Raw genomic sequence first — 25571 nt, 5'->3', positions numbered from 1 at the left:
GCGGCTACAGGAACCAGCCGAACCCGAGCACCAACGACGCCGTCACGACCACCCCGAGCGCGGCGAGCAGCCCGGTGCGGTCCCGCCGCCGGTCCGCGACGACCTGGCCGACGACGGCGACGACCGCCGCCCCGACGTGCGCGACGATCGCGCCGGAGCCGGGCCCGGGGACCCCGCTGTTCCCGGCCACCCACTCCACGACGACCAGCCCGAGCGCGAGCACGACCAGCCCGCCGGCGAGCACCCCGGCCAGGCCGCGCAGCAGCCGGGCCCCGGCGCCGTCGACGTCGGGTCCGGGGGTGCGGCGCCGGGCCCGCCGCTCGCCCTCCTCGGCGCGGCGGCGGTCGGCCCGCCGGCCGGGCGCGCGGGCGGCGGGGTGCTCGTCGGCGCGCGGCGGCTCGCCCGCGCCGGAGGACATCCCGCGGCGCGACCCGGCGTCGCCGCGGCGCGGTGCGCGGCGGGACTCGGGCAGGACCTCGGTGGGCCGCGGACCCGCCGGGGGCCCGACGCCGCCGCGGCGCCCGGGCGGGCCGGACGGCGGGACCGGCGGGCGGGGGCCGTAGCCGTCGGGGCCGGGGTGCGGGCGTCCGTGCGACGGCCCGGCGCGGTACGGGGCGGGCGCGCCCGGCGGGCGGGGCGGGAGCGGGGGGCGGCCGCGGGGCGGCGGGCCGGGGAACTGCGGGTCGGCGGTCACGGGGCGAGCAGGTCCCACGGTCGCGGCTCCGGGACGGCGGCGCGGCCCGGAGCGCAGTTCCGGCGGACCGCGCAGGTCCCGCAGTGCGCACCGGTGCGGGCCGGGAAGAGCGTGTCGGCGTCGCCGCCGTCGGCCAGCGCGGTCGTCGCCCCGGCGGCGGCGTCGGCGGACTCCGCGGCCGCGGCGACGTGCCGGTCGAGGGAGGCCTGGTCGTGGGTGTGCGCGGCGACGGTCCCGGTCGGCACGTGGTGCAGCTCGACCGTGCGGCAGGGGCGGCGGAACACCGATGCGGTGGCGACGGCGTAGAGCGCGAGCTGCCGGGAGTCCGCGGCGTCGGCCGCGGTCGGCACCCGGCGCCCGGTCTTGAAGTCGACGACGACGGCCTCGCCGTCGCGCGCGTCGATCCGGTCGACCCGGCCCTCGACCAGCAGCGGCCCGGCGGGGGCCCGCACCCACCGTTCGACGGCGAGCGGCTCGTCCCGCCCGGCCGGGCCGTCGACGGCGGCGGCCAGCCAGTCCCGGGCGCGCTCGCGGTACCGGGCGGCCTGGGCGTCGTCGGCGAACCCCTCGCCGGTCCAGTGCCGGTCCACCAGGGACGCGGCCTGCTCCGGGGTGCGCCGCTCGGCGGGCAGGGCCGCCAGCGACCGCAGCGCTAGGTGCACCACCGCTCCGAGCGTGGTGTGGGCGAACCCGCCGCCCCGCGGCGGGGCCGGCCGGTCGACGTGCAGCATCCGGTAGCGGCGCGGGCAGGCGTCCCAGGTGTCGAGCCGGGCCGGGGTGACCCGGTGCAGCGCGGTCGCACCGAAGCCGGGGTCGAGCAGGTCCAGGCCGAGCTGACCGTCCGGGGTCCCGGTGGCGGGAGCGGTGGTCCGGGCCATGGGCGCCACGGTACTCCCGGACGGTCACCGACCGTCGATCACTCCCGGCGACGCACCGTCACGCGGTGCCGCCGGATCCGCCGTGCAGCACGGGGACGCCGGTGGCCCGTTCGGTCAGTGCCGCGTAGACCTCCGGGTCGGTCGTCTCCTCGGCGAGCGGGGTCGTCTTGTTCGTGCCGTGGTAGTCGCTGGAGCCGGTCGCGAGCAGGCCGTGCTCGGCGGTGATCCCGCGCAGCAGCTCGCGGTCGGCCGGGGCGTGGTTCGGGTGGTCGACCTCGATCCCGCCCAGCCCCCAGCCGACGAGGTCCACGAGCACCGACGGCTCCACGACCACACCGCGCCTGCGGGCCAGCGGGTGCGCGAACACCGCGACCCCGCCCGCCGCGACGATCATCTCGACGGCCGTCTCGACCCGGGTGTCGGCCCGCGGCACGTAGTAGGGGCTGTCGTTGTGCAGCAACTCGGCGAAGGCCTCGTCGACCGACCCGACGACGCCGGCCGCGACGAGCGCGCGGGCCAGGTGCGGCCGGCCCGCGCTGCCGCCCTCGGGCAGGTGCGCGAACACGGTGTCGACGTCGACCGGGTACCCGTCGGCGGCCATCCGCCCGATCATCGTCTCCAGCCGCTGCACGCGCTCGGACCGGAGCCGCTCCTGCTCCGCGACGATCGCGGCGTGCTCCGGGTCGAACAGGTAGCCGAGCAGGTGCACCGAGCAGCGCGGCTCGCCCGTGCGGCCGGTCGGGCTCAGGCAGGAGAACTCCGCGCCGCGCACCAGCGCGAGACCGGCCGGCAGCGCGGCCCCCGCCTCGGCCCACCCGGCGGTGGTGTCGTGGTCGGTGATCGCGACGACGTCGAGCCCCGCGGCCCCGGCCGCCCGGACCAGCCCGGCCGGGGAGTCGGTGCCGTCGGACGCGGTGGAGTGGGCGTGCAGGTCGATGACGGACACGCGCCCGACCCTAGCCCCGCGCACCGCCGACGCACCCCGGACGGGGCGTCTACTCCCCCGTCGGGCGGGACGACCCGGTCCAGTCGGCCAGCGCGGTCCGGACGTGCGCGACCGCCTGCTCCGACGACATCGGGGGCACCCCGCGCAGCCGTTGCAGGGCCAGCCCGTCGACCAGCGCGACGAGCCGGGCCGCGGTGCCGTCGGGGTCCGCGCAGCGCAGCGAGCCGTCGGCGACCCCGGCGAGGACCAGGTCCCGCAGGACGGTGTGCCAGCCGGTGTAGCGCTCGTGCTGGGACCGTTCGTCGTCCCACACGCCGTCCTGCCAGCACTCGAACCACAGCCGCCAGTGCGGCCGGGTCTCCTCGTCGAGCGAGGCGGCGAGCAGCAGGTCCAGGCCGTCGCGCGGGGCCAGCGCCGCGGCCCGCTCCCGCAGCGGGTCGTAGTAGGCGGCGAGCTGCACGGTGAGGGACTCGGCGAGGATCTCCCGGACCCCGGAGAAGTGGTAGGTCAGCGTCCCGACCGACACCCCGGCCGCGGCGGCGATGTCCCGGATGCCGGTGCCGCGCACGCCGCGTTCGGCGACCAGGGCCGGGACCGCCTCGAGCACCATCGCGCGCCGGACCTCGGTGGGCTGGCGGCGCCGCGCGGGCCGGGCGCTCATGCGCCCCGCCGCGGGATGGTGCGGTGCCAGCGTCGCTCGGCGACGACCTCGTCGCCGTGCCGGGCGACCAGCGAGCTGTCGGCGACGAAGTCGGTGGCGGTCGCGGTGAGCACCGAGCGGGTCTCGACGTCGGTCCGCCAGTCGCCGCGGCCGATCGCGATCGTCCAGGCCGACTCGGCGCGTGCCGAGAGCGGGTCGCCGTCGGTGATCCGGTAGGTCTCGCGGGTGTCCTCGGCGTAGGACAGGCCGTCGGGGAAGGTGCGCGAGCCGCCGTAGCGGGGGTCGACGCGCAGCTCCCAGGTGCCGGTACCGACGTCGTGGAGGACCTCGCGTTCGGGACGGTCCGGCGGCGGGGTGGTCGTCACCGGCAGTGGCGGCGCCTGCTCGGGCGGGCCGAACGTCGTCGCCGGGAGGTCGGTGCCGGTGTTCAGCGGCAGGGTCAGCGAGCTCCGGCCGGGTACGACCGTCAGGCGTACCGGCTCGGGGTGCGGCCACACCCACGGCCAGTACGTCTGCGAGACCGCGACCCGCAGCCGCCCGCCGGCGGGGACGGCCGAGCCGGTCGCCATCAGCGGCACCTCGACCGTCTCGGGGACGCCCGGGGTCCACGGCACGGTGCGGTCGCGGCCGTGGCGGCGGGTCAGGTTCAGCACGCCCCGGGTGACCAGTGTGGACGCGCCGTCGTCGTCCACGGTGCACAGCCGGACGACGACGGCGGCCGCGGGCCGGTCGGCGTCCAGGTGCAGCCGCACCACCGGCCTGCCGAGGATCTCGACGCGCTCGGGCAGCGGGCCGAGGTCGAAGCAGACCGAGCGGCCGTCCTCGGCGCGCTGGTCGGGCGGCAGGTCGGTGGGGTTGCCGAAGGGGAAGTAGCGCCCGGCGTCGATCCCGGTGTGGTCCGGCGCGGCGACGACGACCGGCTCGCTCCCGCTGCCCAGCACCATCTCACGGACGGTCTCCCCGACGGCCGGGGCGCCGACCCACCGCCCGGGGCGCTCGGGGTAGGTGGTGGCGGGCCGGACCGGTTCCTGGATCCACGCCCGCAGCGGCGGGTCGTCCTCGACGCCGGTGGGCTCGTCCTTGAGCCAGCGGTCCCACCAGCGCAGCGTCTCCTGCAGGAACCCGATCGCGGGGCCGGGCGGCAGCTCGATGTCGGGGTAGCGGTGCGCCCACGGGCCGACGATCCCGCGCACCGGTGCGTCCAGTGTGGACAGCAGGCGGAGCACGGTGTCGCGGTACGGGTCGTTCCATCCGCCGACGGCGAGCACCGCGGCCCGGATCGCCGAGGGGTCCTCGCAGACCGAGCCGTGCCGCCAGTAGTCGTCGCGCTCGGGGTGGGCCAGCCAGTGGTGCAGGAACGGTTCGGCCGCCTCCAGGCGCTCGCGCCACATCGGCAGCCACCGCTCCCCGACGACGGCCGGGTCCGGCGGCCGGGCGGTGAACGCCAGCATCGTGCCCGACCAGCCCGCCATGTCGATGCCGAGCACGGCGCCGCCGGTGTAGTGAACGTCGTTGTCGTAGCGGTCGTCGGTGGAGCAGACGGTGACGACCGCCTGGAGCGCGTCGGGGGCGAGCGCGGCGACCTGCAGGGCGTTGAACCCGCCCCAGGAGATCCCGAACATCCCGACCCGGCCGGTGCACCAGGGCTGTGCGGCCAGCCACTCCACGACGTCGACGCCGTCGGCCAGCTCGGCCGGGGTGTACTCGTCGAGCAGCAGCCCCTCGGAGTCGCCGGTGCCCCGGACGTCGACGCGCACCGAGGCGTAGCCGTGCCCGGCGTACCAGGGGTGGCGGGCGGCGTCGCGGGGCGCGGTCCAGTCGTCCTTGCGGTAGGGCAGGTACTCCAGCAGGGCGGGCACCGGGTCGTCGAGGGCGTCGACCGGGAGCTGGATGCGGGCGTGCAGCCGGGTGCCGTCGCGGGTGGGGATCCAGGCGTCGACGGTCTCGGTGCGGCGCGGGAACGCGTCGCGGTACCTCATGGTGCGGGGGTCTCCTCAGGACTGCCGAGATCGGTGTAGCGGGCGGCGGTGAGCAGCTCGCGGGTGTAGGGGTGCTGCGGGTCGGCGAAGACCTCGGCGGTCGGCCCGTGCTCGACGACCCGGCCGTGCCTCAGCACCAGCACCCGGTCGGCGAGGCCGCGCACCACGGCGAGGTCGTGGCTGATCAGCAGCACGGCGAGGTCGCGCTCGCGGCGCAGGTCGTCGAGCAGCGCCAGCACCGAGGCCTGCACCGACACGTCGAGCGCGGTGGTCACCTCGTCCGCGACGACGACGGCCGGGTCCCCGGCCAGCGCGCGGGCGATCCCCACCCGCTGGCGCTGCCCGCCCGAGAGCTGCGCCGGGAGCCGCCCGGCGAACGACGCGTCGAGCCGCACGTCGGCGACCAGCTCGGCGACCCGGCGGGCGACGCCCGCGCGCCCGGTCGCCGTGCCGAACAGCCGGACCGGCCGGGCCAGTGACGAGCCGACGGTGCGGCGCGGGTTCAGCGCGGTGTCGGCGCTCTGGAAGGCCATCTGCAGGGCCCGGCGGACCTCGACCGGCCGCCGTCCGGCGGGGCGGGACAGGTCGCCGGCCGGGGCGCCGTCCGGGGTGCACAGCCGCAGCGTCCCGCCGGCCGGGGTGACGAGGCCGGCCAGCGCCCGGGCCAGGGTGGACTTGCCGCTGCCCGACTCCCCGACGATCGCCAGGACCTCGCCGCGGCGCACGGTGAACGACACGTCCTCCACGGCGACGGTGCCGCCGTAGGTGATCCGGGCGCCGTCGACCTGCACCGCGACCGGGCGGTCGCCCGCCGGCGCGCCGGCGGCCCGGTCGCGGACGGTGCGGGTGCCGTCCTCGCCGACCTCGGCGAGCCCGGTGTCGGTCAGCCGCGGCACCGAGGCGAGCAGCCGACGGGTGTAGGCGGTGCGCGGGTCGGCGAACAGCTCCGGCGCCGGGCGCTGCTCGACGGGCTCGCCGTCGCGCAGGACCAGCACCTCGTCGGCCATCCGCCGCACGACGCCGAGGTCGTGGCTGACCAGCACGCTCGCCAGCCCGTCGGCCTCGGCGAGCTCGGCCAGCAGCCGCAGCACCTCCTCCTGGGTGAGCACGTCGAGCCCGGTGGTCGGCTCGTCGAGCACGAGCAGGTCCGGCCGGGCCGCGACGGCCATGGCGATCGAGACCCGCTGCTGCTGCCCGCCGGAGAGCTGGTGCGGGTACCGCGGCGCCAGGGCGGGGTCGAGCCGGACGCGGTCGAGCAGCTCCGCGACCCGGGTGTCCCGGTCGCCGGTCCCCTCGGGCAGCGCCTCGGCGAGCTGGGCGCCGATCCGCATCGACGGCGTCAGCACCGCCCCGGAGTTCTGCGCGACCATCGCGACGGTCCCGCGGCGCAGCGCGCGCACCCGTCGCGGGCCGGCGGCGAACACGTCCTCGCCGTGCAGCGCGACGGTGCCCGCGGTGATCCGCGACCCGCGGCGCAGGTGGCCGAGCAGCGCCGCGGCGACGGTGGACTTGCCGCTCCCGGACTCCCCGACCAGGCCGAGGGTGCACCCCGGCTCGACGGCGAAGGACACCCCGCGCACGACGGGCACATCGGCCCGGCCCGCCCGGTAGGCGATCCCGAGACCGGAGACCCGGGCGACCGGGGCGCTCACCGGCGGGCCCCCGCGGTCATCCGGTCGACGCCCCACCGGTTCGCCAGCCCGTCCGCGGCCAGGTTCAGCCCGATGACCAGCGTGGCCAGCGCGAGGATCGGGGCGAGCACGCTCCACGGCACGACGGTGACGGCGGTGCGGTTCTCGGCGACCATGAGCCCCCAGTCCGGCGTCGGGGGCGCGGCCCCGAACCCGAGGAACGACAGCGAGCTGATCAGCAGCACCACCCAGGACGCGCGCAGCGCGAACTCCACCGCGACGACCCCGACGACGTTCGGCAGGACCTCGCGGACCAGCACCGACCCGGTGCGCTCGCCGCGCATCCGGGCCGCGGCGACGAAGTCGAGCCGGACCACCGACATCGCGGCGGCGCGCACGACGCGGACCACCGCCGGGGCGTAGGTGACGGTCACCGCGAGCACGACGACCGCCGGGCCGGCGCCGAGGACGGACACGACCACGAGCAGCGCCAGCACCGGCGGGACCGCCAGCACCGCGTCCAGGACGCGCATGACGGCGTCGTCGAGCCAGCCGCCGCGCAGGGCGACCAGGCAGCCGAGCAGGGTCCCCAGCCCGACCGCGGCGACGGTGGCGGCGACTGACACGGCGAGCGCGTACCGGCCGCCGTACAGGACCCGGGCCAGCACGTCGCGGCCGTAGGCGTCGGTGCCCGCCCAGTGCGCCCAGGACGGATCCTGCAGCGCCGCCGCCGGGTCGCTGACGACCGGCGAGTACGGCGACAGCAGCGGCGCGGCCAGGGCGAGCACCAGGTGCAGCCCGACCAGCGCGACCCCGACGAGCAGCGGCGCCCGGCTCACCGGGTGCTCCGCAGCCGCGGGTCCAGCGCCATCGCCGCGAGGTCGGCGGCCAGGTTGACCACGACGTAGACGACCGCGCCGAGCACGGCGACCGCCTGCAGGGTCGGGACGTCGCGGTTCTGCACCGCGCGCAGCATCAGCGTCCCGACGCCCGGGTAGTTGAACACCGCCTCGACCACGACGGCTCCTCCGATCAGCCAGGCCAGGTTCACCGCGATGACGTTGAGCGTCGGCAGCAGCGCCGAGGGCAGGACGTGGGCGAGGACGATCCGGCCGCGCGGCACGCCCTTGAGCCTCGCGGTCGTGACGAACTCCGAGCCCATCGTGTCGATCACCCCGGCCCGGGCCATCCGCACGATGTAGGCGGCCATGACCGTGGTGAGCGCGATCGCGGGCAGCCAGATCGCCCCGGCCAGGTCGGCGACGGGTGCGGTCGGCCCGTCCAGCACGACGGCGGGCGCGAGCGGGACCGTGATCGCGAGCAGCAGCACCAGCACGGTCGCGACGACGAACTCCGGCACGCTCATCCCGACCAGGCAGATCGTGGAGATCACCAGGTCCGGCGCGCGGTCGCGGTACAGCCCCGCGAAGACGCCGAGCGCCACCGCGAGCGGGATCCCGACGAGCACCGCGGGCCCGGCGACGAGCAGGGTGTTGCGCAGGTGCACGGCCAGGTCGGCCGTGACCGGGTCCCCGCTGACCAGCGACGTCCCGAGGTCACCGGTGAGCGCGGCGCCCAGCCAGCCGAGGTAGCGCTCCCAGGCGGGCCGGTCGAGGCCGAGCTGCTCGCGCAGCGCCGCGACCGCGTCGGGCGTCGCGTCGCGGCCGAGCAGCTGGGTGGCGAGGTCCCCCGGCAGGGCCTGGAGCGCGACGAAGACCAGCACCGAGGCCAGCAGCAGGGTCAGCACCGAGACGCCGAGCCGCCGCAGCACGTAGGCGGTCATGCGAACCCCAGCCCGCGGTAGTCGAACTCGAACCCGTGCTCGCGGTAGCCGCGGACGTCGCGGGACATGCCGACCAGGCGGTCGGCGAACATCGGGGTGAGCGCGGAGCCGTGGGTGGCGACGTAGCGCTGGGCGTCCTGGTAGAGCGTGCGACGGCGGGCGGCGTCGGTCTCGGCCCGGGCGGCGTCGAGCATCGCGTCGAACCGGGGGTCGGCCCAGGCGGACTCGTTGTACGACGACCCGGACCGGAAGATCTGGTTGAGCAGCTGGTCGATCGGGCGGCCGGTGAACCAGTACGACACGCACAGCGGGCGGGTCATCCACACCTGGGTGTAGTAGGAGTCGGCCGGGGCGGTGACCAGCCGGGCGCGGATCCCGGCGTCGGCGAGGGAGTCGGCGAAGGCGACCGCGACCGGGGTGAACAGCGGGTCGTAGGCCGAGGTGTAGACGTCGAGCTCCAGTCCCTCGGCACCGGCGCGGCGCAGCAGCGACCGGGCCCGGTCGGGGTCGCGCGGGCGCAGCGTCGAGACCCAGTCCCGCTGTTCGGGCGGGACCGGGTTGTCCCCGCCGACGACGCCGGCGTCCCGCGCCGCCGTGTCCAGCACCGCCTGCGGGTCGTAGGCCAGCCGGACGGCGTCGCGGATCGCGGGGTCGGTGAACGGCGCGGCCGTCGCGAGCATCGGGACCGTGTACCACTGGGCGTTGCGCGAGCGCGCCACCGTGGTGCGCGGTGAGGACGCCACCACCCGGGCGGTGGCGGTGTCGAGGTTGGTCTGCATGAGCAGGTGCACCTGCCCGGCCAGCAGCGCGTTGGTGCGGGCCTGGGCGTCGGCGACGGAGGCGAACGCGATCTCGTCGAGGTGCGGGCGGCCCGCCCAGTGCTCCTCGTGGGCGGTGACGCTGCCGCGCCCGGCCGGGGTGAACCCGCCGAGCACGAACGGGCCGGTGCCGACCCCGATCTCCCCCGACGCCGGCAGCACCCCGCACTGGTAGCCCGACAGCAGCGACGGGAGCTCGGCCGCGGGCTTCGCCAGCGCGACCTGCAGCGTGTACCGGTCCGGGGCCGACAGCCCGGCCGGCTCCAGCAGCCCGGCGAACACCCCGGCCATCGGCGACGACGTCGCCGGGTCCAGGATCCGCCGCAGCGTGTGGACGGCGTCGGCGGCGGTGAGCTCGCGCCCGTGGTGGAAGGTGACGCCGCGGCGCAGCCGGAACCGCCAGGTGCGCGCGTCCGGGGTCGACTCCCAGGACTCGGCGAGCCCCGGGACGGCGGCTCCGGTGTCGTCGAGCACGACGAGCCGGTCGTAGAGCGCGCCGAGGTACTCGTAGGCCGACAGCGAGCTCGCGGGGTCCAGTGTCTCGGCCCCGGACGCGGGCGGCCGGGCGATGACCATCCGCCCGCCGCGACGGGCCGGTCCGGCCGGTCCCGCCTCCGGGATCGCCGTCGTCGCGGGGGCGCCGCCGCAGCCGGTGAGCCCCGCGGCACCGAGCCCGGCCAGTCCCAGCCCGGCCAGTCCGCCGCGCAGGGCGGCCCGGCGGGTCAGTGTCACCGGCACGCGCCCACCCCTTCTCGTTCACTAAACGATTGATTCGTTCCGTGAACGATAAGGCGCTGCCGGCGTACGTCAAGTGCCCCGGGCCCGCGACCGCACCCCGGACGCCGGGCGCGCACACGACGACGCGGGGCCGCGCACGGTGCGCGGCCCCGCGTCGGGACGGCCGTTCCGGGGCGCCGGTGCGGCGCTCCCGGGGGAGGTGGCGGCGGGTCAGCGCCGCCAGCGCGGTTTGGCGAGCATGCCGGTCGCGCGGGTCTTGCCCTTCTCCCCGAAGACCAGCTCGGAGAGCGCCTCGTAGATCTCCTCGGGGCGCGGCATGTAGTCGATGCGGTTCAGCGCCTGGATCTGGCCCGCGGACTCGACGACCATCGTCCCGTAGCCGAGCATGCGCCCGGACAGCGAACGCTGGAACGTCAGGTCGGTGACCTTGCCCAGGGGCATCATGCCGACGTTGTGCACGATGATCCCCTGGGCGATCATCACCCGCTTGTCGGTGATCACGATCCGCTCGATCCACCACAGGATCGACAGCGCCGTGTAGCGCAGGACCGCGACGACGACCAGGTAGAACGCCAGGTTGTCGATCACGACGTCCAGCACCGGGTCGATCCCGGGCCGGTCGAGCAGCTGCTCGACACCGATCACCACGATGATGAACAGCGCCGTCTGCCAGATGTGCTTGACCATCACCGCCCAGTGCTGGCGCACACGGATGACGCGCCGCTCCGTGGGGAGCAGATACTCGTCGATCTCCCGGGGCGCGAGCACGGGCTCAGATCAGGTTGGTGACGAAGGTCGAGACGGACTGCGCCGCGTCGTAGAGGATGTTGCCCACGTTCGAGACCGAACCGGCTGCACCATTGGGATTGGTGATCACCAGGAAGATCCCCAGCGCCACCGCTACCAGGATCAGGATCTTCTTCACGTTCCCTGCCCACCCGTTTCTCGGTGTGTCGGACACACAGACATGTCATTGGTACCGGAGGGCCGACTGGCCCCGGTACCGGCACCCGAGCAGCGTACCGTCGTTCCGGATGACCGACAGTAGCCGACACGTCGCCTGCGTGGGTGGAATCGTGTTCGACCCGGACGGACGATTGCTGCTCGTCCGCAGGGCGAACGAGCCTGGTCGGGGGCTCTGGTCGGTCCCCGGCGGCCGGGTCGAGGCGGGCGAGAGCGAGCACGAGGCCGTGGTCCGCGAGCTCGCCGAGGAGACCGGTCTGACGGTCGTCCCCGGGCGCCTGGCCGGGGTCGTCCTCCGCGGCCCGTACCGGATCGCCGACTACGTCTGCACCCTCGCGACCGGCGACGGCACCCCGCGGGCCGGCGACGACGCCACCGACGCCCGGTTCGTCGACCGTGCGGACTACGCGGCGCTGGCCGTCGTCGAGGGCCTCACCGAGACCCTCGACGGCTGGGACTGCCTGCCCCGGACCTGACCGCCACGGCGGGTGCCCGTCCGGCCCCGCGGTATGCGTGTGGGTGACACACGACGGCCCCCGCTCCGGGACGGAGTCGGGGGCCGGTGTCGGCGTGGTGTGCCGCTGGTCAGACCTGCGGCGTGGGGCGGCCGGGCTGCTCCCCGCCGCGGCTGTCGCCGTAGGACCGCTTGGGCACCATGACCTTGCGGCGGAAGGTGCACACGACGGTGCCGTCCTGCTTGTAGCCGATCGTCTCGACGTAGACGACGCCGCGGTCGTCCTTCGACTTCGACTCGGTCTTGTCGAGGACCGTCGTCTCGCCGTAGATCGTGTCGCCGTGAAAGGTCGGCTTCGTGTGCTTGAGTGACTCGACCTCGAGGTTGGCGATCGCCTTGCCGGAGACGTCGGCGACGGACATCCCCAGCAGCAGCGAGTAGATGTAGTTGCCGACCACGACGTTCTTGCCGAAGTCGGTCGTCTCCTCCGCGTAGTGCGCATCCATGTGCAGCGGGTGGTGGTTCATGGTGAGGAGGCAGAACAGGTGGTCGTCGTACTCGGTGACCGTCTTGCCGGGCCAGTGCTTGTAGACGGCACCGACCTCGAACTCCTCGTAGTAGCGCCCGAACTGCACCGTTCACGCTCCCATCACGCTGTCGATTCGTTGCGGGAGTAATCTATCCGGTGGCCCGCGCGAGGAAGGGCGGTCCGGCTCACACGTGCGCGGTCGGGGATGTCACATCACAGTGACGCCCGCCGGCGCACGGACGAGACACAGGACGTCCGCCGAACAGCAGGGAGGTGAGTGCGGTGTCCGAGCCACAGACACCGGCGAGCAGTAGGTGCCGCCTCCCGCTGCACACGGCCCCGGAGCACGTCACGGGCTGATCCCGGCGGGAGGCGAGTTCCGGCCCGGCGGCCGCCCTGCGCGGTCGCACCGTTCCCCGGTGCCGCTCGCCCCCGAGCCGCACCGGCACGCCCGGAGGTGGTCCTCGTGATGCCCTCGCTCTCCCAGCTCCGCCCCACCATCCGCCCGTCCCGCCGCGCCGAGCGCGCCGCGGCGCGGGTCGCCGCGAGCCCGCCCGTCCGGCTGCGTGTCCCGCTGTCCGCCTACGTCGTCGACTGCGCCGTCTACGTCGACGGCCACCGGCTCCCCGGCCGCTGGACCCACGACGAGGCGATCGCCGAGGTCCGCGAGCGCGGTGAGGGCTTCGTCTGGATCGGGCTGCACGAGCCGGACGAGGAGCAGATCTCCGGCGTCGCCGAGACCTACGGGCTGCACGAGCTCGCCGTCGAGGACGCGGTGCACGCGCACAACCGCCCCAAGCTCGAGCGCTACGACGACACGCTGTTCATGGTGCTCAAGACCGTCCGCTACGTCGGGCACGCCGACCCGACGACGTCGAACGAGATCGTCGAGACCGGTGAGGTCATGGCCTTCCTCGGGCGCAATTTCGTCGTGACCGTCCGGCACGGCCGCCACACCGGCCTGCGGGAGGTCCGGCGACGGCTCGAGGACGACCCGGAGCAGCTGTCCCTCGGCCCGGCCGCGGTGCTGCACGCGATCGCCGACCACGTCGTCGACTCCTACATCGAGGTCTGCGGGCAGATCGAGGACGACATCGACGCCGTCGAGGCCGAGGTGTTCTCGCCGCGCTCGACGATGAACCCCGAGCAGATCTACGTCATGAAGCGCGAGATCCTCGACCTGCGCCGTGCGGTGATGCCGCTGGTCGGACCGATGCGCAAGCTCGCCGAGGGCTACAGCGCGCTGGTCCCGCACGACGTGCGGTCGTACTTCCGCGACGTCGACGACCACCTCGGTGGCGTCGCCGAGCAGGTGGCCGGCTTCAACGAGCTGCTGACCACCCTGGTCGACGCGGTCCTCGCGAAGATCAGCATGCGGCAGAACAACGACATGCGGAAGATCACCGCCTACGCGGGCCTGATCTCGGTGCCGACGATGATCGCCGGCGTCTACGGCATGAACTTCGACTCGATGCCCGAGCTGCACTGGGACTTCGGCTACCCGATGGTCCTGATCGTCATCGCGACGCTGTGCGGGCTGCTGTACCGCAACTTCCGCCGCAACGGCTGGCTGTAGGCCCGGGACGCCCGCCGGTCGGACCCGACGGGTGCCCGTCGACGGGGTCGGTCCCGCCGGTCAGACCCGGCGGGTGCCCGTCGGCGGGGTCGGCGGCTCGTCGTCGTCCCCGGCGGGCGGGGGCGCGTCCCCGGGTCGCGGCCGCGGAGGGCCGGGGCGCCGGAGCCCGACCGGGCGACGCGGGCGGGGGCCGGGTGTGGGGCGCCGGGGGCCCGTGGCGCCGGGTCCGGCGGGTCCGGGCTCGGCAGCGTCGGGGTCGGGTCCGGCTGCGCCGGGGTCGGATTCGGCTGCGCCGGGGTCGGATTCGGCTGCGCCGGGGTCGGATTCGGCTGCGCCGGGGTCGGATTCGGCTGCGCCGGGGTCGGAGGGGTCGGGACGGGAGCCCGGCAGCCCGTACCGCAGCGCCCGGGCGACGGCGTGCCCGCGCGGTCGGGTGTCCGGGTCGTCCTCCTCGGCGGGGGCGGGGTCGTCCGCCGCACCGGACGGTTCCGGGTCCGCGGCGACGTCGGCGTCGCCCTCCCCCACCTCGACCCCGTCGCCCTCGAGCACCTGCTCCGGGAGCATCTCGGCGTAGCCGGGGTCCTCGGGGCCGCCCTCGTCGACGGGCTCGGTCGTGTCCTCGGGAGCCGGGGCGGGCTCGTCCCGGAGGGGCCGCCACCCCGCGGCGGCGATGGCCGAGCGGCGGGCGCGGCGTTCCTGGCGCTCCCCCACCACGTCGGGCTCGTCGGGGCGCCGTCCCAGGAACGTGTGCACGAGGTGCTGCTGGACCCCGCCGACGGTCTGGACGCGGACGTCGTCGAACCCGGCCCGTTCCATCCGGTGCACCATCTGCTCGGGCCCACCGGCCGTCGCGATCCGCCTGGCCCGGTAGCGGGCGAGGTCCGCGGCCCCCCAGCGCAGCGAGGCCATCGGGAGCACCCAGGTCCAGTTCGCCGTCGTCCAGCGCATCCGGCTCCGGCCGCCGACGGCGTAGTCGTGCACCGCCAGCGGGGCGCCGGGCGCGAGCAGGCTCAGCAGCCGGCGCAGGCCGTGCTCGGCGTCGGGCAGGTTGGACACCAGGAAGGACGCGAGGATCCCGTCGAACGGGCCCTCGATGCCGGCCTCGGCGAGGGTCTCCAGCCGGGAGTGCACGAACGTCACCCGGGGCGACCAGTTCTTCTTCCGGGCGACGGCGAGCATCTCCGCGGACGCGTCGACCGCGACCACCTCGGCACCCCCGACGCTGGTCAGCAGCGCCTCGGTGGACACCCCGGTCCCACAGCCGGCGTCGAGCAGACGCAGACCGTGGCCGTCGCCCAGGCCCATCCGCGACGCCGACACCCGCAGGTGGGTGCGGTAGCCCGGCAGGGTCGCGACGAAGGCGTCGAAGCCCGCGGCACCCCGCCCGTAGGCACGGTGCACCGTGGCCGGGCGGATCTGGTCGCTCTCCTGCCACGCCTCGCCGCTCACGGGGCCTGATCCTGCCCGCAGCGGCCCGTGTCCGGAACCCGACGCGCCCTCCCCGGTGGGGTGTGACACCCACCCGGGAGGGCGCGCTGGGCCGAACGGGAGCCCCGGCCACCCGTGCGGCGCAGCGGGTCCGGCCGGAGGCGGGGTGCCGCCTCAGCAGCAGCGGCCCTGCGGGTTGCTCTCCTGGTACGCGGTGCGGGCCCGCCAGTACTCCCGCTCGGTCATCGGCGGGTGGTCGTGCCCGCTGCGACGGTGGTGGTCGAGGTAGCGGTCGTACAGGTCCGCCCCGATCACCCCGCGCCACCAGCCGTGCAGCGCCCGCAGCCGGGCCAGCGTCGTGGCCGCCACGGTCGGTGCCGCCACGGTCAGTGCCCCGACCGGGCCGGGGTGCCGACCGTCTCGGTCCACTGCTTCTCCAGCTCCTTCTCCGCCGGGGTCGCGACCAGGCCGGCCGGGGCGTAGAGCCGCGAGGGCACCGGCTCCTCCTCGTTGTCCGGGCGGCCGCCCATCGAGATCGACCTCCAGGCGGCCAGGACCGCGGCGACGATCACGACGATCGCGAGCGTCACGAACAGGATCGACAGCGTGCCCTGGACGAAGGTGTTGCGGACGACGGCCGCCATCGCCTGCGGGGTGCCCGCGGTGCCGAAGCTCGTCTCCCCGGACGCGATGGCCTCCCGGAAGGCGAAGTGCTGCGCCCAGTACCCGATCTTCGGGTTCGAGGAGAAGATCTTGTACATCGACGCCGTGACCGTCACGACGGCGGCGAACGCCAGCGGCACGACGATGATCCACAGGTAGCGCACGTGCCCGCGCCGGGCCGCGATCGCCAGGCAGACCGCGAGCGCGATCGCCGCCAGCAGCTGGTTCGCGATGCCGAACAGCGGGAAGAGCGTGTTGATCCCGCCCAGCGGGTCGGTCACGCCCATCAGCAGGATCGCGCCCCAGGCACCGACCATCAGCCCGGTGCAGATCCAGGCGGCCGGCCGCCACGAGGTGTCCTTGAACTTCGGGGCGACGGTGCCGATCGCGTCCTGCAGCATGAAGCGCGCCACCCGGGTGCCGGCGTCGACGGCGGTGAGGATGAACAGCGCCTCGAACATGATCGCGAAGTGGTACCAGAAGCTCATCATCCCGGGCCCGCCGATGAACTGCTGCATGATGTTCGCCAGGCCGACCGCCAGCGTCGGCGCACCCCCGGTGCGGGAGACGATCGACTCCTCGCCGACCAGCGCCGCGGTCGTCGCGAGCTGGTCGGGGGTGACGTTGACGTTCATCAGGCCGAGCGAGTTCACGAATGCGGCCGCGCCCTCGACGGTGCCCTCGGTCAGCGACGCGGGGACGTTCATCGCGAAGTAGAGCCCGCGGTCGATCGACAGCGCCGCGACCAGCGCCATGATCGCCACGAAGGACTCCATGAGCATGCCGCCGTAGCCGATGAAGCGGGTCTGGCGCTCCTTCTCGACCAGCTTGGGCGTGGTGCCCGAGGAGATCAGGGCGTGGAAGCCGGACAGCGCGCCGCAGGCGATCGTCACGAACAGGAACGGGAACAGCGACCCGGCGACGACGGGGCCGTCGTCCCGGCCGGCGAACTCGCTGAACGCGGGCGCCGCGAGCTCGGGGCGGACGACGATGATCGCCACCGCGAGCAGCACGATCGTGCCGATCTTCATGAACGTCGACAGGTAGTCGCGCGGGGCGAGCAGCAGCCAGACCGGGAGCACTGCGGCCACGAAGCCGTAGACGATCACGCCCCAGGCGATGGTGGTCCGGTCCAGGGTGAACAGCGCCTGGCCCCAGCCGGTCTCGGAGACCCAGCCGCCGGCGACGATCGCGCCGATCAGCAGCACGAAGCCGATCCAGGAGACCTCGGAGACCTTCCCGGGCCGCAGGTACCGCAGGTAGACGCCCATGAACAGGGCGATCGGGATGGTCAGCGCCACCGAGAAGACGCCCCACGGGCTCTCCCCGAGCGCGTTCACCACGACCAGCGTGAGCACCGCGATCAGGATGATCATGATGGCGAGGGTCGCGATGATCGCCGCGATCCCGCCGACCCGGCCGAGCTCCTCGCGGGCCATCTGGCCCAGCGAGCGGCCGCCGCGGCGCATCGAGAAGAACAGCACCAGGTAGTCCTGGACCGCGCCGGCGACGATGACGCCGACAATGATCCAGATCGTGCCGGGCAGGTACCCCATCTGCGCGGCCAGGACCGGTCCGACCAGCGGACCGGCACCGGCGATCGCGGCGAAGTGGTGGCCGTAGAGGACCCGCCGGTCGGTCGGCAGGAAGTCCTGGCCGTTCTCCTTGTACTCGGCCGGGGTGGCGCGCCGGTCGTCCGGGCGCAGCAGCTTGTTCTCGATGTAGCGGGAGTAGAGCCGGTACGCGATCGCGTAGGTGCTCACCGCGGCGAACACGAACCAGATCGCGTTGACCGTCTCCCCGCGCACCAGCGCGAGCATCACCCACGCCAGACCGCCCAGCAGGGCGATGCCCGCCCACACCGCGATCTTCAACGGTGTCCACGTCCGCTGTTCGGCGAGGAGCACCTCCTCGTCCACCGCCGCCGGCGGGAGCTCACGCTCCGCCGGTCCGCCCGACACCTGTGTCATCGCGCCCCTCCGATATGTCCGACGCGCGAACTATAGGAGGCGGTGTGCCGTGTGGGAACAGATGTCCGCTTGCCGACGCACGACGGCCGCCGCCACCCGGTCGGGTGACGACGGCCGCGGGGTCGTGCGGGCGGGCAGGGAGCCGGTCAGAAGCCCCCGCCGGGGCCGCCCATCGCCAGCTTGGCCAGCATCTCGCGGGCCCGCTCGGCGTTGCGCGGCTCGCACAGGACGTCGTAGCGGCCCGCCACCATCTGGCTGGCGGACTGGAAGTCCCGGCGACCCTTGCTCGCGCTGTAGCTGACCGCGGCGAAGGCCATGAAGAACACCGCGCCGGACACCAGGCCGACGACGATGGGCAGGAAGTTGCCGTCCGGGGAGAACACGAACAGCAGGACACCGACGAACAGACCCAGCCAGGCGCCCTGCGCCGCGCCGGAGGCGAGCACCCGGCCCCAGGTCAGGCGGGCGATGACCCGCTCGACGAGCATCAGGTCGACGCCGACGATCGTCACGTCGGCGACCGGGAAGTCGGAGTCGGCGAGGTGGTCGACGGCCCGCTGCGCCTCCTCGTAGGTGGCGTAGGAGCCCACCGGCCACCCGGTCGGCGGAGTGGGCAGCTGCGGCAGGCCCGGAGCCGGACGAGTCTGGCCGCCGAAGGGGTTGGTCATGGCGTGCTCCTCGTAGAAGATGTCCTGTCTCGTCGTCGGTGCAACGTTCGACCGGACCGCGACGTGCCCCGAACACTAGTCGCGGAGCCGCAGGTCACACCCCACCGACCGGACGACACGGCCCCGCACCCCGGGACGGGGTACGGGGCCGTGGTCGCGGGTGCGGTCAGCGCAGCTTGTAGTCGCGCAGCAGACCCCGGGAGATGATCGTCTTCTGGATCTCCGAGGTGCCCTCGCCGATGAGCAGGAACGGCGCCTCGCGCATGAGGCGCTCGATCTCGTACTCCTTGGAGTAGCCGTAGCCGCCGTGGATGCGGAACGCCTCCTCGGTGACCTCCTTGCAGTACTCCGAGGCGAGCATCTTGGCCATGCCGGCCTCGACGTCGTTGCGCTCGCCGCGGTCCTTCAGCCGTGCGGCGTTGACCATCATCAGGTGCGCGGCCTCGACCTTGGTCGCCATCTCGGCGATCTTGAACGCGATCGCCTGGTGCTGGACGATCGGCTTGCCGAAGGTCGAGCGCTGCTGGGCGTACTCGACGCCGAGCTCGAAGGCCCGGATCGCGATGCCGCAGGCGCGGGCGGCGACGTTCACGCGGCCGACCTCGACGCCGTCCATCATGTGCGCGAAGCCCTTGCCGCGCTCCCCGCCGAGGATCTGCTCACCGGAGATCCGGTGGCCCTTGAACACCAGCTCGGTGGTGTCGACCCCCTTGTAACCCATCTTGTCGATCTTGCCCGGGACGACGAGGCCGGGAGCGACCTCGCCGTAGCCGGTGGGCTTCTCGACGAGGAAGGTCGTCAGGTTCTGGTGCGGGCGCTCGGCGCCCTCGTCGGTCTTCACCAGCACCGCGGTCAGGTTCGACGTGCCACCGTTGGTCAGCCACATCTTGGCGCCGTCGATGACGTAGTCGTCGCCGTCCTGCTTCGCGCGGGTCTTGATCGCCGCCACGTCGGAGCCGAGGTCCGGCTCGGACATCGAGAACGAGCCGCGGGTCTCGCCCGTGGCCATCCGCGGCAGGTACTTCTCCTTCTGTGCCTGCGTGCCGTGCTGGCGGAGCATGTACGCCACGATGAAGTGGGTGTTGATCACGCCGGAGACGCTCATCCAGCCGCGGGCGATCTCCTCCACGACCAGGGCGTAGGTGAGCAGCGACTCGCCGAGGCCGCCGTACTCCTCCGGGATCATGAGGCCGAACAGCCCCATCTCCTTCATCCCGTCGACGATGTCCTGCGGGTAGGTGTCCGCGTGCTCCAGGGCCGTCGCGTGCGGGATGATCTCCTTGTCCACGAAGCTGCGGACGGTGGACAGGATCTCGGTCTGGATGTCGGTCAGACCGGCGGTCTGGGCGAGCCGGGCCATGCTGGTTACTCCTCGGTGAGCGTCGTCGGTGGCGGGCGGTCGGGGCTCAGGCCTCCGGCGGGGTCCACTTGTCGGTGCGGGTCATGCCCGCGGCCCGGCCCTTGCCCGAGATCACCAGCGCCATCTTGCGGCTGGCCTCGTCGATCATCTCGTCGCCGATCATCGCCGCGCCGCGCTTCCCGCCGGCCTCGGAGGTGAAGTACTCGTAGGCGTCGAGGATGTTCTCGGCGTGGTCGTAGTCGCTCTGCGCCGGGGAGAAGGTCTCGTTGGCGGCGTCGATCTGGCCGGGGTGCAGGACCCACTTGCCGTCGAAGCCCAGGGCCGCGGAGCGGCCGGCGACCCGGCGGAACCCGTCGACGTCCTTGATCTGCAGGTACGGCCCGTCGATGGCCTGCTTGTCGTGCGCGCGGGCCGCCATCAGGATCGACATGAGGATGTGGTGGTAGGCGTCGCCCACGTCGTAGCCGGGGGGCTGCTCGCCGACGACCAGGGACTTCATGTTGATCGAGGCCATGAAGTCGGCCGGGCCGAAGATGATCGTCTCGACCCGCGGCGACGCGGTGGCGATGGCGTTGACGTTGGTCAGGCCCAGCGCGTTCTCGATCTGCGCCTCGATGCCGATCTTCCCGACCTCGAGACCGTTGGTCTTCTCGATCTGGGTCAGCAGCAGGTCCAGCGCGACGACCTGCTCGGGGGTCTGCACCTTCGGCAGCATGATCGCGTCGAGGTTGGCGCCGGCGCCCTCGACGACCTCGACGACGTCGCGGTAGGTCCACTCGGTGGTCCAGTCGTTCACCCGGACGACGCGGATCTTCTCGCCCCAGCCGCCCTCGTTCAGCGCCTCGACGATGGTCGTCCGGGCGCCCGGCTTGGCCAGCGGGGCGCAGGCGTCCTCCAGGTCCAGGAAGACCTGGTCGGAGTTCAGCGTGCGAGCCTTGTCGATGAACTTCTGGCTCGATCCGGGCACGGCCAGGCAGGACCGGCGGGCGCGGAGGGTGGTGCTCACAGGCGGGCTCCTCGTCGAGATCGTCCTCGCCCGCGTCGCGGCGACGACGTCGTCACGACACGGGCGCTCGGGCTGGGGACTGATGCTGGCACGACGACGGCCGCGGCGCCCCGTCCAGGTGATTGGTTTCTCACCCGCCGGTGGTCAGGTGGGGTTACCCGTCGGTCACCCCTGTTCGGGAGGTGGGGTCAGGGAGCCCCTGGCCACCGCGACGACGGTCCCGCCGACCCAGCTCCCGACGGCCCGGCCGCCCTCGGTGCGCACGCCGGCGTAGAGCGTGGACGGACGACCCATCTCCACCCCCTGGGTCACGACGAAGGAGTGCTCGCCGTCGTCGGTGACCAGACCGCGGTCGGCGAGGAAGATCCCGAGCGCGACGGCGGCCGAGCCCGTCGCCGGGTCCTCGGGCACCCCGATCCCGATGCCGAACATGCGGGCGTGGACCCGCTCGGCGGTGGCGTCGACGGTGGCGACGAGCAGCCCGGTCGCGCCGCTGTCGGCGACCGCGGCGGCCAGTGCCGCGGGGTCGGGCACCGCGCGGGCGACCGCGCCGGCGACGACGAGCAGGATCGCGAAGTCGGTCCCGGCACCGGCCACACCCGGCACGGCGGCGCCGTCGACGTCGTCGGGGCCGAGGCCGAGCGCGGCGGCGAGGCGGACGGCGTTCAGCTCGGCGCCGACCGACGGCGTGCCGCCCCACACCCGGGCGCCGGTGTCGTCGACCCGCACGGGCAGCAGCCCGGCGCCGCACTCCTGCACGCGGTCGCCCTCGCCGATGACGCCGTCGCGGGCCAGCACCCAGGCCGTGCCGACACTGGGGTGCCCGGCGAAGGCGAGCTCGGAGAGCGGGGTGAAGATCCGCACCCGGTAGTCCGCACCGCCCTCGCCGTCGCCGGTCGGGGCCAGCGGGAAGGTCGTCTCCGACAGGTTGAACTCCCGCGCGATCGCCTGCATCCGGGCCGTGGACAGCGCCTCGGCGCCGTGCACGACGGCCAGCGGGTTACCGGCGTAGGGACGGTCGGTGAACACGTCGACGATGTCGTAGCGGAGGGGTTCGGGGTCCTGGCCGGGATCGTGCTGCGGCTCGTTCACGGCGGGCGAGCCTAGTCACACGGCCGGGGCGGCCGCGGTACCGCCGGGGGTTCTAGTCTCGGCGCCATGGCCTCGGTACGGGTGTTCGTCGCGCGGATGGCCGGCCTGGCCGTCTACGGCCCGGACGGCGAGCGGATCGGCAAGGTCCGCGACGTCGTGGTGTCGCTGCGCGTGGACAGTCATCCACCGCGGGTGCTGGGCCTGGTCGTGGACCTGTCCGCACGCCGCAGCATCTTCGTGCCGATGCTGCGGGTCGCCGACATCGCGCCGACCGCGGTGACGCTGGCCAGCGGCTCGGTGAACCTGCGCTCGTTCGACCAGCGTCCCAACGAGACCCTCGTGCTCGGGCAGCTGCTGAACTCCCCCGCGACGGTGCGCGAGGGCGGGACCGAGGGCTCGGTCGTCGACGTCGCGGTCGAGCCGAGCCGGACCCGGGACTGGGTGATCACCAAGGTGGCGCTGCGGTTTCGGCGGACCCGGCTGGCGCGCAGGCCGCGGGTCGAGGTGTACGGCTGGGAGGCCGTGTCCGGGCTCGACGTCGCCGCCGCGCAGGGCGCGGACCGGCTGCTCGCGGTGTTCGACTCGATGCGCCCGGCCGACGTCGCCGCGGCGCTGTCGCGGCTGCCCGACGACCGGCAGCGCCACGTCGTCGACGCCCTGGACGACGAGCGGCTCGCCGACGTGTTCGAGGAGCTGTCCGAGTCCGACCAGCGCGAGCTGCTCGGCTACCTCGACGACGACCGTGCCGCCGACGTCCTGGAGGCGATGAGCCCGGACGACGCGGCGGACCTGCTCGGCGAGCTCGACGACGACGAGGCCGGCCGGCTGCTGGAGCTCATGGAGCCCGACGAGTCCGAGCCCGTGCGCCGCCTGCTGCGCTACGAGTGGGACACCGCGGGCGGCCTGATGACCCCGGAGCCGATCACGCTGGGGCCGGACGTGACCGTCGCCGAGGCGCTCGCCCGGGTGCGCAACCCGGAGGTGCCCCCGGCGCTGGCGTCGATGGTGTTCGTCGTCCGCCCGCCGACCGCGACCCCGACCGGGCGCTACCTGGGCTGCGTGCACGCCCAGCAGCTGCTGCGGGCGGCGCCGTTCGAGCTGGTCGCGGGCATGGTCGACGCCGACCTGCCGCAGCTGGGGCCCGAGGCGGGGCTCGGCGAGGTGACCCGCTACTTCGCCAGCTACAACCTGGTGGCGGGCCCGGTCGTCGACGCCGAGGACCACCTGCTGGGCGCGGTCACCGTCGACGACGTGCTGGACCACCTGCTGCCGCAGGGCTGGCGCGACCGCGACCTCGCCCCGGGCGAGGTGCACGGCGGCGCGGTGCGGGCCGCGAACGGCGCCGGCGACCGTACGCACGACGGGGAGGTGCACGGTGCCTGAGCCCGGGATCGGACGGCGGCTGGACCAGCCGCGCGTCGGGCGTCGGCGGTTCGAGGTGGACCCGGACGGCTTCGCCCGCTTCTCCGAGCGGATCGCCCGGTTCCTCGGGACGGGCCGCTTCCTCGCGATCCAGACGGTGATCGTCGTCGTGTGGATCGCGCTGAACCTGGTCGCCTGGTCGATCCAGTGGGACCCGTACCCGTTCATCCTGCTCAACCTGGCGTTCTCCACCCAGGCCGCGTACGCCGCACCGCTGATCCTGCTGGCCCAGAACCGGCAGGACGACCGGGACCGGATCGCGCTGGACGAGGACCGGCGCCGCGCCGAGCGGACGAAGGCCGACACCGAGTTCCTCGCCCGGGAGCTGGCGGCGCTGCGCCTGGCCGTCGGGGAGACCGCGAGCCGGGACTACCTGCGCGGCGAGCTGGAGAAGCTGGGTGACCGGCTCGACGACGCGGTGGCCCGCAGCCGCGGCGAGGAGGTCCCGGTCGAGCCGGGTGCCCGGAAGAAGATGCGCAAGAAGGAGCGCTGAGCGCTCGGGAGCGCTCAGGGGACCAGGCGGCCCATGATGCGCTCGAGCGCGGCGAGGTCGTCGGCGTCGAGCCGCTCGACGAAGTGCGCGCGGACCCCGCGCAGGTGGGTGACCGCGGCGGTGCGCAGGCGGTCGTAACCGGTGTCGGTGAGCCGGGCGGTGACCCCGCGGCCGTCGTCGGCGACCTTGGCCCGGGCGACGAGCCCGACCCTTTCCAGCCGGTCGACGAGCCGGGTGACCCCGGAGCGGGAGAGCAGCACGGCGTCGGCCAGCTCGGTCATCCGCAGCCGGTGGTCGGGCGCCTCGGACAGCTGGACCAGCACGTCGTAGGCGGCCAGGGACAGCTGCTGCTCCCCCTCCAGCTCGGTCTCGAGCTGTTTGGTGATGCCCGCGTGCGCGCGCAGGAAGCTGCGCCACGACGCGAGCTCGGCCGGGGTCGGGACCACGCGGCGGCGCGCCGGGTGCTCGCGCGTCGGGGTGCCGCTCGTGTCGTCCATCGCAGGGATGCTAGAGACACCCGCACCACCTCGTCAGCGCGGACGTGCCGGGTGACACCGCCGGTGACCCGGAGACCCCGGAACCACCCACGTAGCATGGGGTGACGCGAGAGGAAAGAGGTCGTAGGAGCCCATGTCCGTCACCGGCAGCAGCACCAGCACCGTCGTCGAGGCCGTGCGCGCAGCCCTCGGCACCGTCGAGGACCCGGAGATCCACAAGCCGATCACCGAGCTGGGGATGGTCAAGAGCGTCGACGTCTCCGCCGACGGCCTCGCCCACGTCGGGGTCTACCTGACCGTCGCGGGCTGCCCGATGCGCGAGACGATCACCTCCCGCGTCACCGAGGCGGTCTCGAAGGTCCCCGGCGTCGAGCGGGTCGAGGTCGAGCTCGACGTGATGAGCGACGAGCAGCGCACCGAGCTGCGCCGTTCGCTGCGCGGCGACGCCGACGAGCCCGTCATCCCCTTCGCCCAGCCCGGCTCGCTGACCCGCGTGTTCTGCGTGGCGTCCGGCAAGGGCGGCGTCGGCAAGTCCTCGGTCACCGTCAACCTGGCCGCGGCCATGGCCCGGCGCGGGATGAAGGTCGGCGTGGTCGACGCCGACATCTACGGCCACTCGGTCCCGCGCATGATCGGTGCCGCGGACCGGCCCACCAAGATCGAGAACATGATCATGCCGCCGCAGTCGCACGGCGTGAAGGTCATCTCGATCGGCATGTTCACCGACGGCAACACCCCGGTCGTCTGGCGTGGCCCGATGCTGCACCGCGCGCTGCAGCAGTTCCTCGCCGACGTGTTCTGGGGCGACCTGGACGTGCTGCTGCTCGACCTGCCCCCGGGCACCGGCGACGTGGCCATCTCCACCGCCCAGCTCGTGCCGAACGCCGAGCTGCTGGTCGTCACCACCCCGCAGCAGGCCGCCGCCGAGGTCGCCGAGCGGGCCGGGTCGATCTCCACCCAGACCCGCCAGCGCCTGGCCGGGGTCGTGGAGAACATGTCCTGGATGGAGATGCCCGACGGCTCGCGCAACGAGATCTTCGGCTCCGGCGGCGGGCAGATCGTCGCGGACTCGCTGAGCCGCACGGTCGGCACCACGGTGCCGCTGCTGGGCCAGATCCCGCTCGACGTCGCGCTGCGCGAGGGCGGCGACGCCGGCACCCCGATCGTGCTCGGCAAGCCCGAGTCGGCCGCGGCGCAGGCCCTCGACGCCATCGCGGAGAAGCTGACCGTGAAGGCCCGCGGTCTGGCCGGGATGAGCCTGAACATCTCCCCCGTCGGGCGCTGACCCGCACCTCCGACGACGAGGCCCCGCACACCGGCCG

The 25571-nt window shown here is 74.1% G+C and carries 25 protein-coding genes; 5 read left to right on the top strand and 20 right to left on the bottom strand.

Going from position 1 to position 25571, the window contains the following annotated elements:
* Positions 1-4: 4 nt before the first annotated feature.
* The 11 genes from KPL57_RS37975 to KPL57_RS37925 all read right to left on the bottom strand — a co-directional run bounded on the left by KPL57_RS37975 (position 5) and on the right by KPL57_RS37925 (position 11053).
* On the bottom strand, positions 5-694 hold the full coding sequence (locus KPL57_RS37975; RefSeq protein ID WP_226355338.1) for a hypothetical protein: 690 nt from the start codon (positions 692-694) through the stop codon (positions 5-7).
* Positions 691-1572, bottom strand: coding sequence for a PD-(D/E)XK nuclease family protein (locus KPL57_RS37970; protein WP_178374327.1), 882 nt, complete (start codon positions 1570-1572; stop codon positions 691-693). Before KPL57_RS37970 ends, KPL57_RS37975 begins: the two co-directional genes overlap by 4 nt.
* A gap of 58 nt (positions 1573-1630) precedes the next feature.
* Complete coding sequence (locus KPL57_RS37965) at positions 1631-2518, bottom strand: PHP domain-containing protein (RefSeq protein WP_226355337.1); 888 nt, start codon at positions 2516-2518, stop codon at positions 1631-1633.
* 49 nt (positions 2519-2567) lie between these two features.
* Positions 2568-3179 (bottom strand): TetR/AcrR family transcriptional regulator, encoded by a 612-nt coding sequence (locus tag KPL57_RS37960; protein ID WP_226355336.1) that lies wholly within the window; start codon positions 3177-3179, stop codon positions 2568-2570.
* A complete protein-coding gene (locus tag KPL57_RS37955; protein ID WP_226355335.1) occupies positions 3176-5158 on the bottom strand; it encodes a CocE/NonD family hydrolase in 1983 nt (660 codons plus the stop codon). The genes KPL57_RS37960 and KPL57_RS37955 overlap by 4 nt, the downstream gene beginning before the upstream one ends.
* Positions 5155-6810: an ABC transporter ATP-binding protein gene (locus KPL57_RS70630; RefSeq protein ID WP_226355334.1), complete on the bottom strand. Its 1656-nt coding sequence runs from the start codon at positions 6808-6810 to the stop codon at positions 5155-5157. The genes KPL57_RS37955 and KPL57_RS70630 overlap by 4 nt, the downstream gene beginning before the upstream one ends.
* Complete coding sequence (locus tag KPL57_RS37945; RefSeq protein ID WP_226355333.1) at positions 6807-7628, bottom strand: ABC transporter permease; 822 nt, start codon at positions 7626-7628, stop codon at positions 6807-6809. Before KPL57_RS37945 ends, KPL57_RS70630 begins: the two co-directional genes overlap by 4 nt.
* Positions 7625-8572, bottom strand: a complete 948-nt coding sequence (locus tag KPL57_RS37940; protein ID WP_226355332.1) for an ABC transporter permease — start codon at positions 8570-8572, stop codon at positions 7625-7627. The genes KPL57_RS37945 and KPL57_RS37940 overlap by 4 nt, the downstream gene beginning before the upstream one ends.
* Entirely contained in the window at positions 8569-10128 is a 1560-nt protein-coding gene (locus KPL57_RS37935) for an ABC transporter substrate-binding protein (RefSeq protein WP_226355331.1), read from the bottom strand. The genes KPL57_RS37940 and KPL57_RS37935 overlap by 4 nt, the downstream gene beginning before the upstream one ends.
* Positions 10129-10338: 210 nt before the next feature.
* The gene (locus KPL57_RS37930; RefSeq protein ID WP_226355330.1) at positions 10339-10896 is read right to left on the bottom strand and encodes a PH domain-containing protein; all 558 of its coding nucleotides are present in this window, start codon (positions 10894-10896) and stop codon (positions 10339-10341) included.
* Positions 10897-10900: 4 nt separating this feature from the next.
* On the bottom strand, positions 10901-11053 hold the full coding sequence (locus tag KPL57_RS37925) for a hypothetical protein (protein WP_167379107.1): 153 nt from the start codon (positions 11051-11053) through the stop codon (positions 10901-10903).
* 109 nt (positions 11054-11162) lie between these two features.
* Here KPL57_RS37925 and KPL57_RS37920 point away from each other — a divergent pair, with 109 nt between their 5' ends.
* A complete protein-coding gene (locus KPL57_RS37920) occupies positions 11163-11567 on the top strand; it encodes an NUDIX hydrolase (protein ID WP_226355329.1) in 405 nt (134 codons plus the stop codon).
* A gap of 109 nt (positions 11568-11676) precedes the next feature.
* Here KPL57_RS37920 and KPL57_RS37915 read toward each other — a convergent pair whose 3' ends face one another.
* Positions 11677-12180: a MaoC family dehydratase gene (locus tag KPL57_RS37915; RefSeq protein ID WP_226355328.1), complete on the bottom strand. Its 504-nt coding sequence runs from the start codon at positions 12178-12180 to the stop codon at positions 11677-11679.
* 363 nt (positions 12181-12543) lie between these two features.
* Here KPL57_RS37915 and corA point away from each other — a divergent pair, with 363 nt between their 5' ends.
* Entirely contained in the window at positions 12544-13650 is a 1107-nt protein-coding gene (gene corA / locus KPL57_RS37910) for a magnesium/cobalt transporter CorA (RefSeq protein ID WP_226355327.1), read from the top strand.
* Between the two features lie 60 nt (positions 13651-13710).
* Here corA and KPL57_RS37905 read toward each other — a convergent pair whose 3' ends face one another.
* The 7 genes from KPL57_RS37905 to KPL57_RS37875 form a co-directional block, all read right to left on the bottom strand.
* Positions 13711-15099: a methyltransferase domain-containing protein gene (locus tag KPL57_RS37905; RefSeq protein ID WP_226355326.1), complete on the bottom strand. Its 1389-nt coding sequence runs from the start codon at positions 15097-15099 to the stop codon at positions 13711-13713.
* Between the two features lie 153 nt (positions 15100-15252).
* Positions 15253-15462: a YbdD/YjiX family protein gene (locus tag KPL57_RS37900; RefSeq protein WP_208623044.1), complete on the bottom strand. Its 210-nt coding sequence runs from the start codon at positions 15460-15462 to the stop codon at positions 15253-15255.
* 2 nt (positions 15463-15464) lie between these two features.
* A complete protein-coding gene (locus tag KPL57_RS37895; protein WP_226355325.1) occupies positions 15465-17711 on the bottom strand; it encodes a carbon starvation CstA family protein in 2247 nt (748 codons plus the stop codon).
* Between the two features lie 146 nt (positions 17712-17857).
* Positions 17858-18379, bottom strand: coding sequence for a general stress protein (locus tag KPL57_RS37890; protein ID WP_062400497.1), 522 nt, complete (start codon positions 18377-18379; stop codon positions 17858-17860).
* A 166-nt stretch (positions 18380-18545) separates the two neighbouring features.
* Complete coding sequence (locus KPL57_RS37885; protein WP_226355324.1) at positions 18546-19739, bottom strand: acyl-CoA dehydrogenase family protein; 1194 nt, start codon at positions 19737-19739, stop codon at positions 18546-18548.
* A gap of 46 nt (positions 19740-19785) precedes the next feature.
* On the bottom strand, positions 19786-20745 hold the full coding sequence (locus KPL57_RS37880) for a CoA ester lyase (protein ID WP_226355323.1): 960 nt from the start codon (positions 20743-20745) through the stop codon (positions 19786-19788).
* A gap of 165 nt (positions 20746-20910) precedes the next feature.
* The gene (locus KPL57_RS37875; RefSeq protein WP_226355322.1) at positions 20911-21837 is read right to left on the bottom strand and encodes a PhzF family phenazine biosynthesis protein; all 927 of its coding nucleotides are present in this window, start codon (positions 21835-21837) and stop codon (positions 20911-20913) included.
* Positions 21838-21903: 66 nt separating this feature from the next.
* Between KPL57_RS37875 and KPL57_RS37870 the strand changes: the two genes are divergently transcribed.
* Positions 21904-23220, top strand: coding sequence for a magnesium transporter MgtE N-terminal domain-containing protein (locus KPL57_RS37870; RefSeq protein ID WP_226355321.1), 1317 nt, complete (start codon positions 21904-21906; stop codon positions 23218-23220).
* Complete coding sequence (locus KPL57_RS37865) at positions 23213-23752, top strand: DUF1003 domain-containing protein (RefSeq protein ID WP_226355320.1); 540 nt, start codon at positions 23213-23215, stop codon at positions 23750-23752. The genes KPL57_RS37870 and KPL57_RS37865 overlap by 8 nt, the downstream gene beginning before the upstream one ends.
* A 14-nt stretch (positions 23753-23766) precedes the next feature.
* Here the strand turns inward: KPL57_RS37865 and KPL57_RS37860 are convergent, their stop codons facing one another.
* Positions 23767-24249, bottom strand: coding sequence for a MarR family winged helix-turn-helix transcriptional regulator (locus tag KPL57_RS37860; protein ID WP_226355319.1), 483 nt, complete (start codon positions 24247-24249; stop codon positions 23767-23769).
* 133 nt (positions 24250-24382) lie between these two features.
* On the opposite strand from KPL57_RS37860, the gene KPL57_RS37855 reads away from it, so the two are divergent.
* Positions 24383-25534: an Mrp/NBP35 family ATP-binding protein gene (locus KPL57_RS37855; RefSeq protein ID WP_226355318.1), complete on the top strand. Its 1152-nt coding sequence runs from the start codon at positions 24383-24385 to the stop codon at positions 25532-25534.
* The last annotated feature ends 37 nt before the right edge of the window (positions 25535-25571 follow it).

It is taken from the genome of Pseudonocardia sp. ICBG601, from assembly GCF_020496245.1.
Note: the sequence above shows the minus strand (reverse complement) of the source record. Positions and strands in the feature narration are given on the sequence as shown.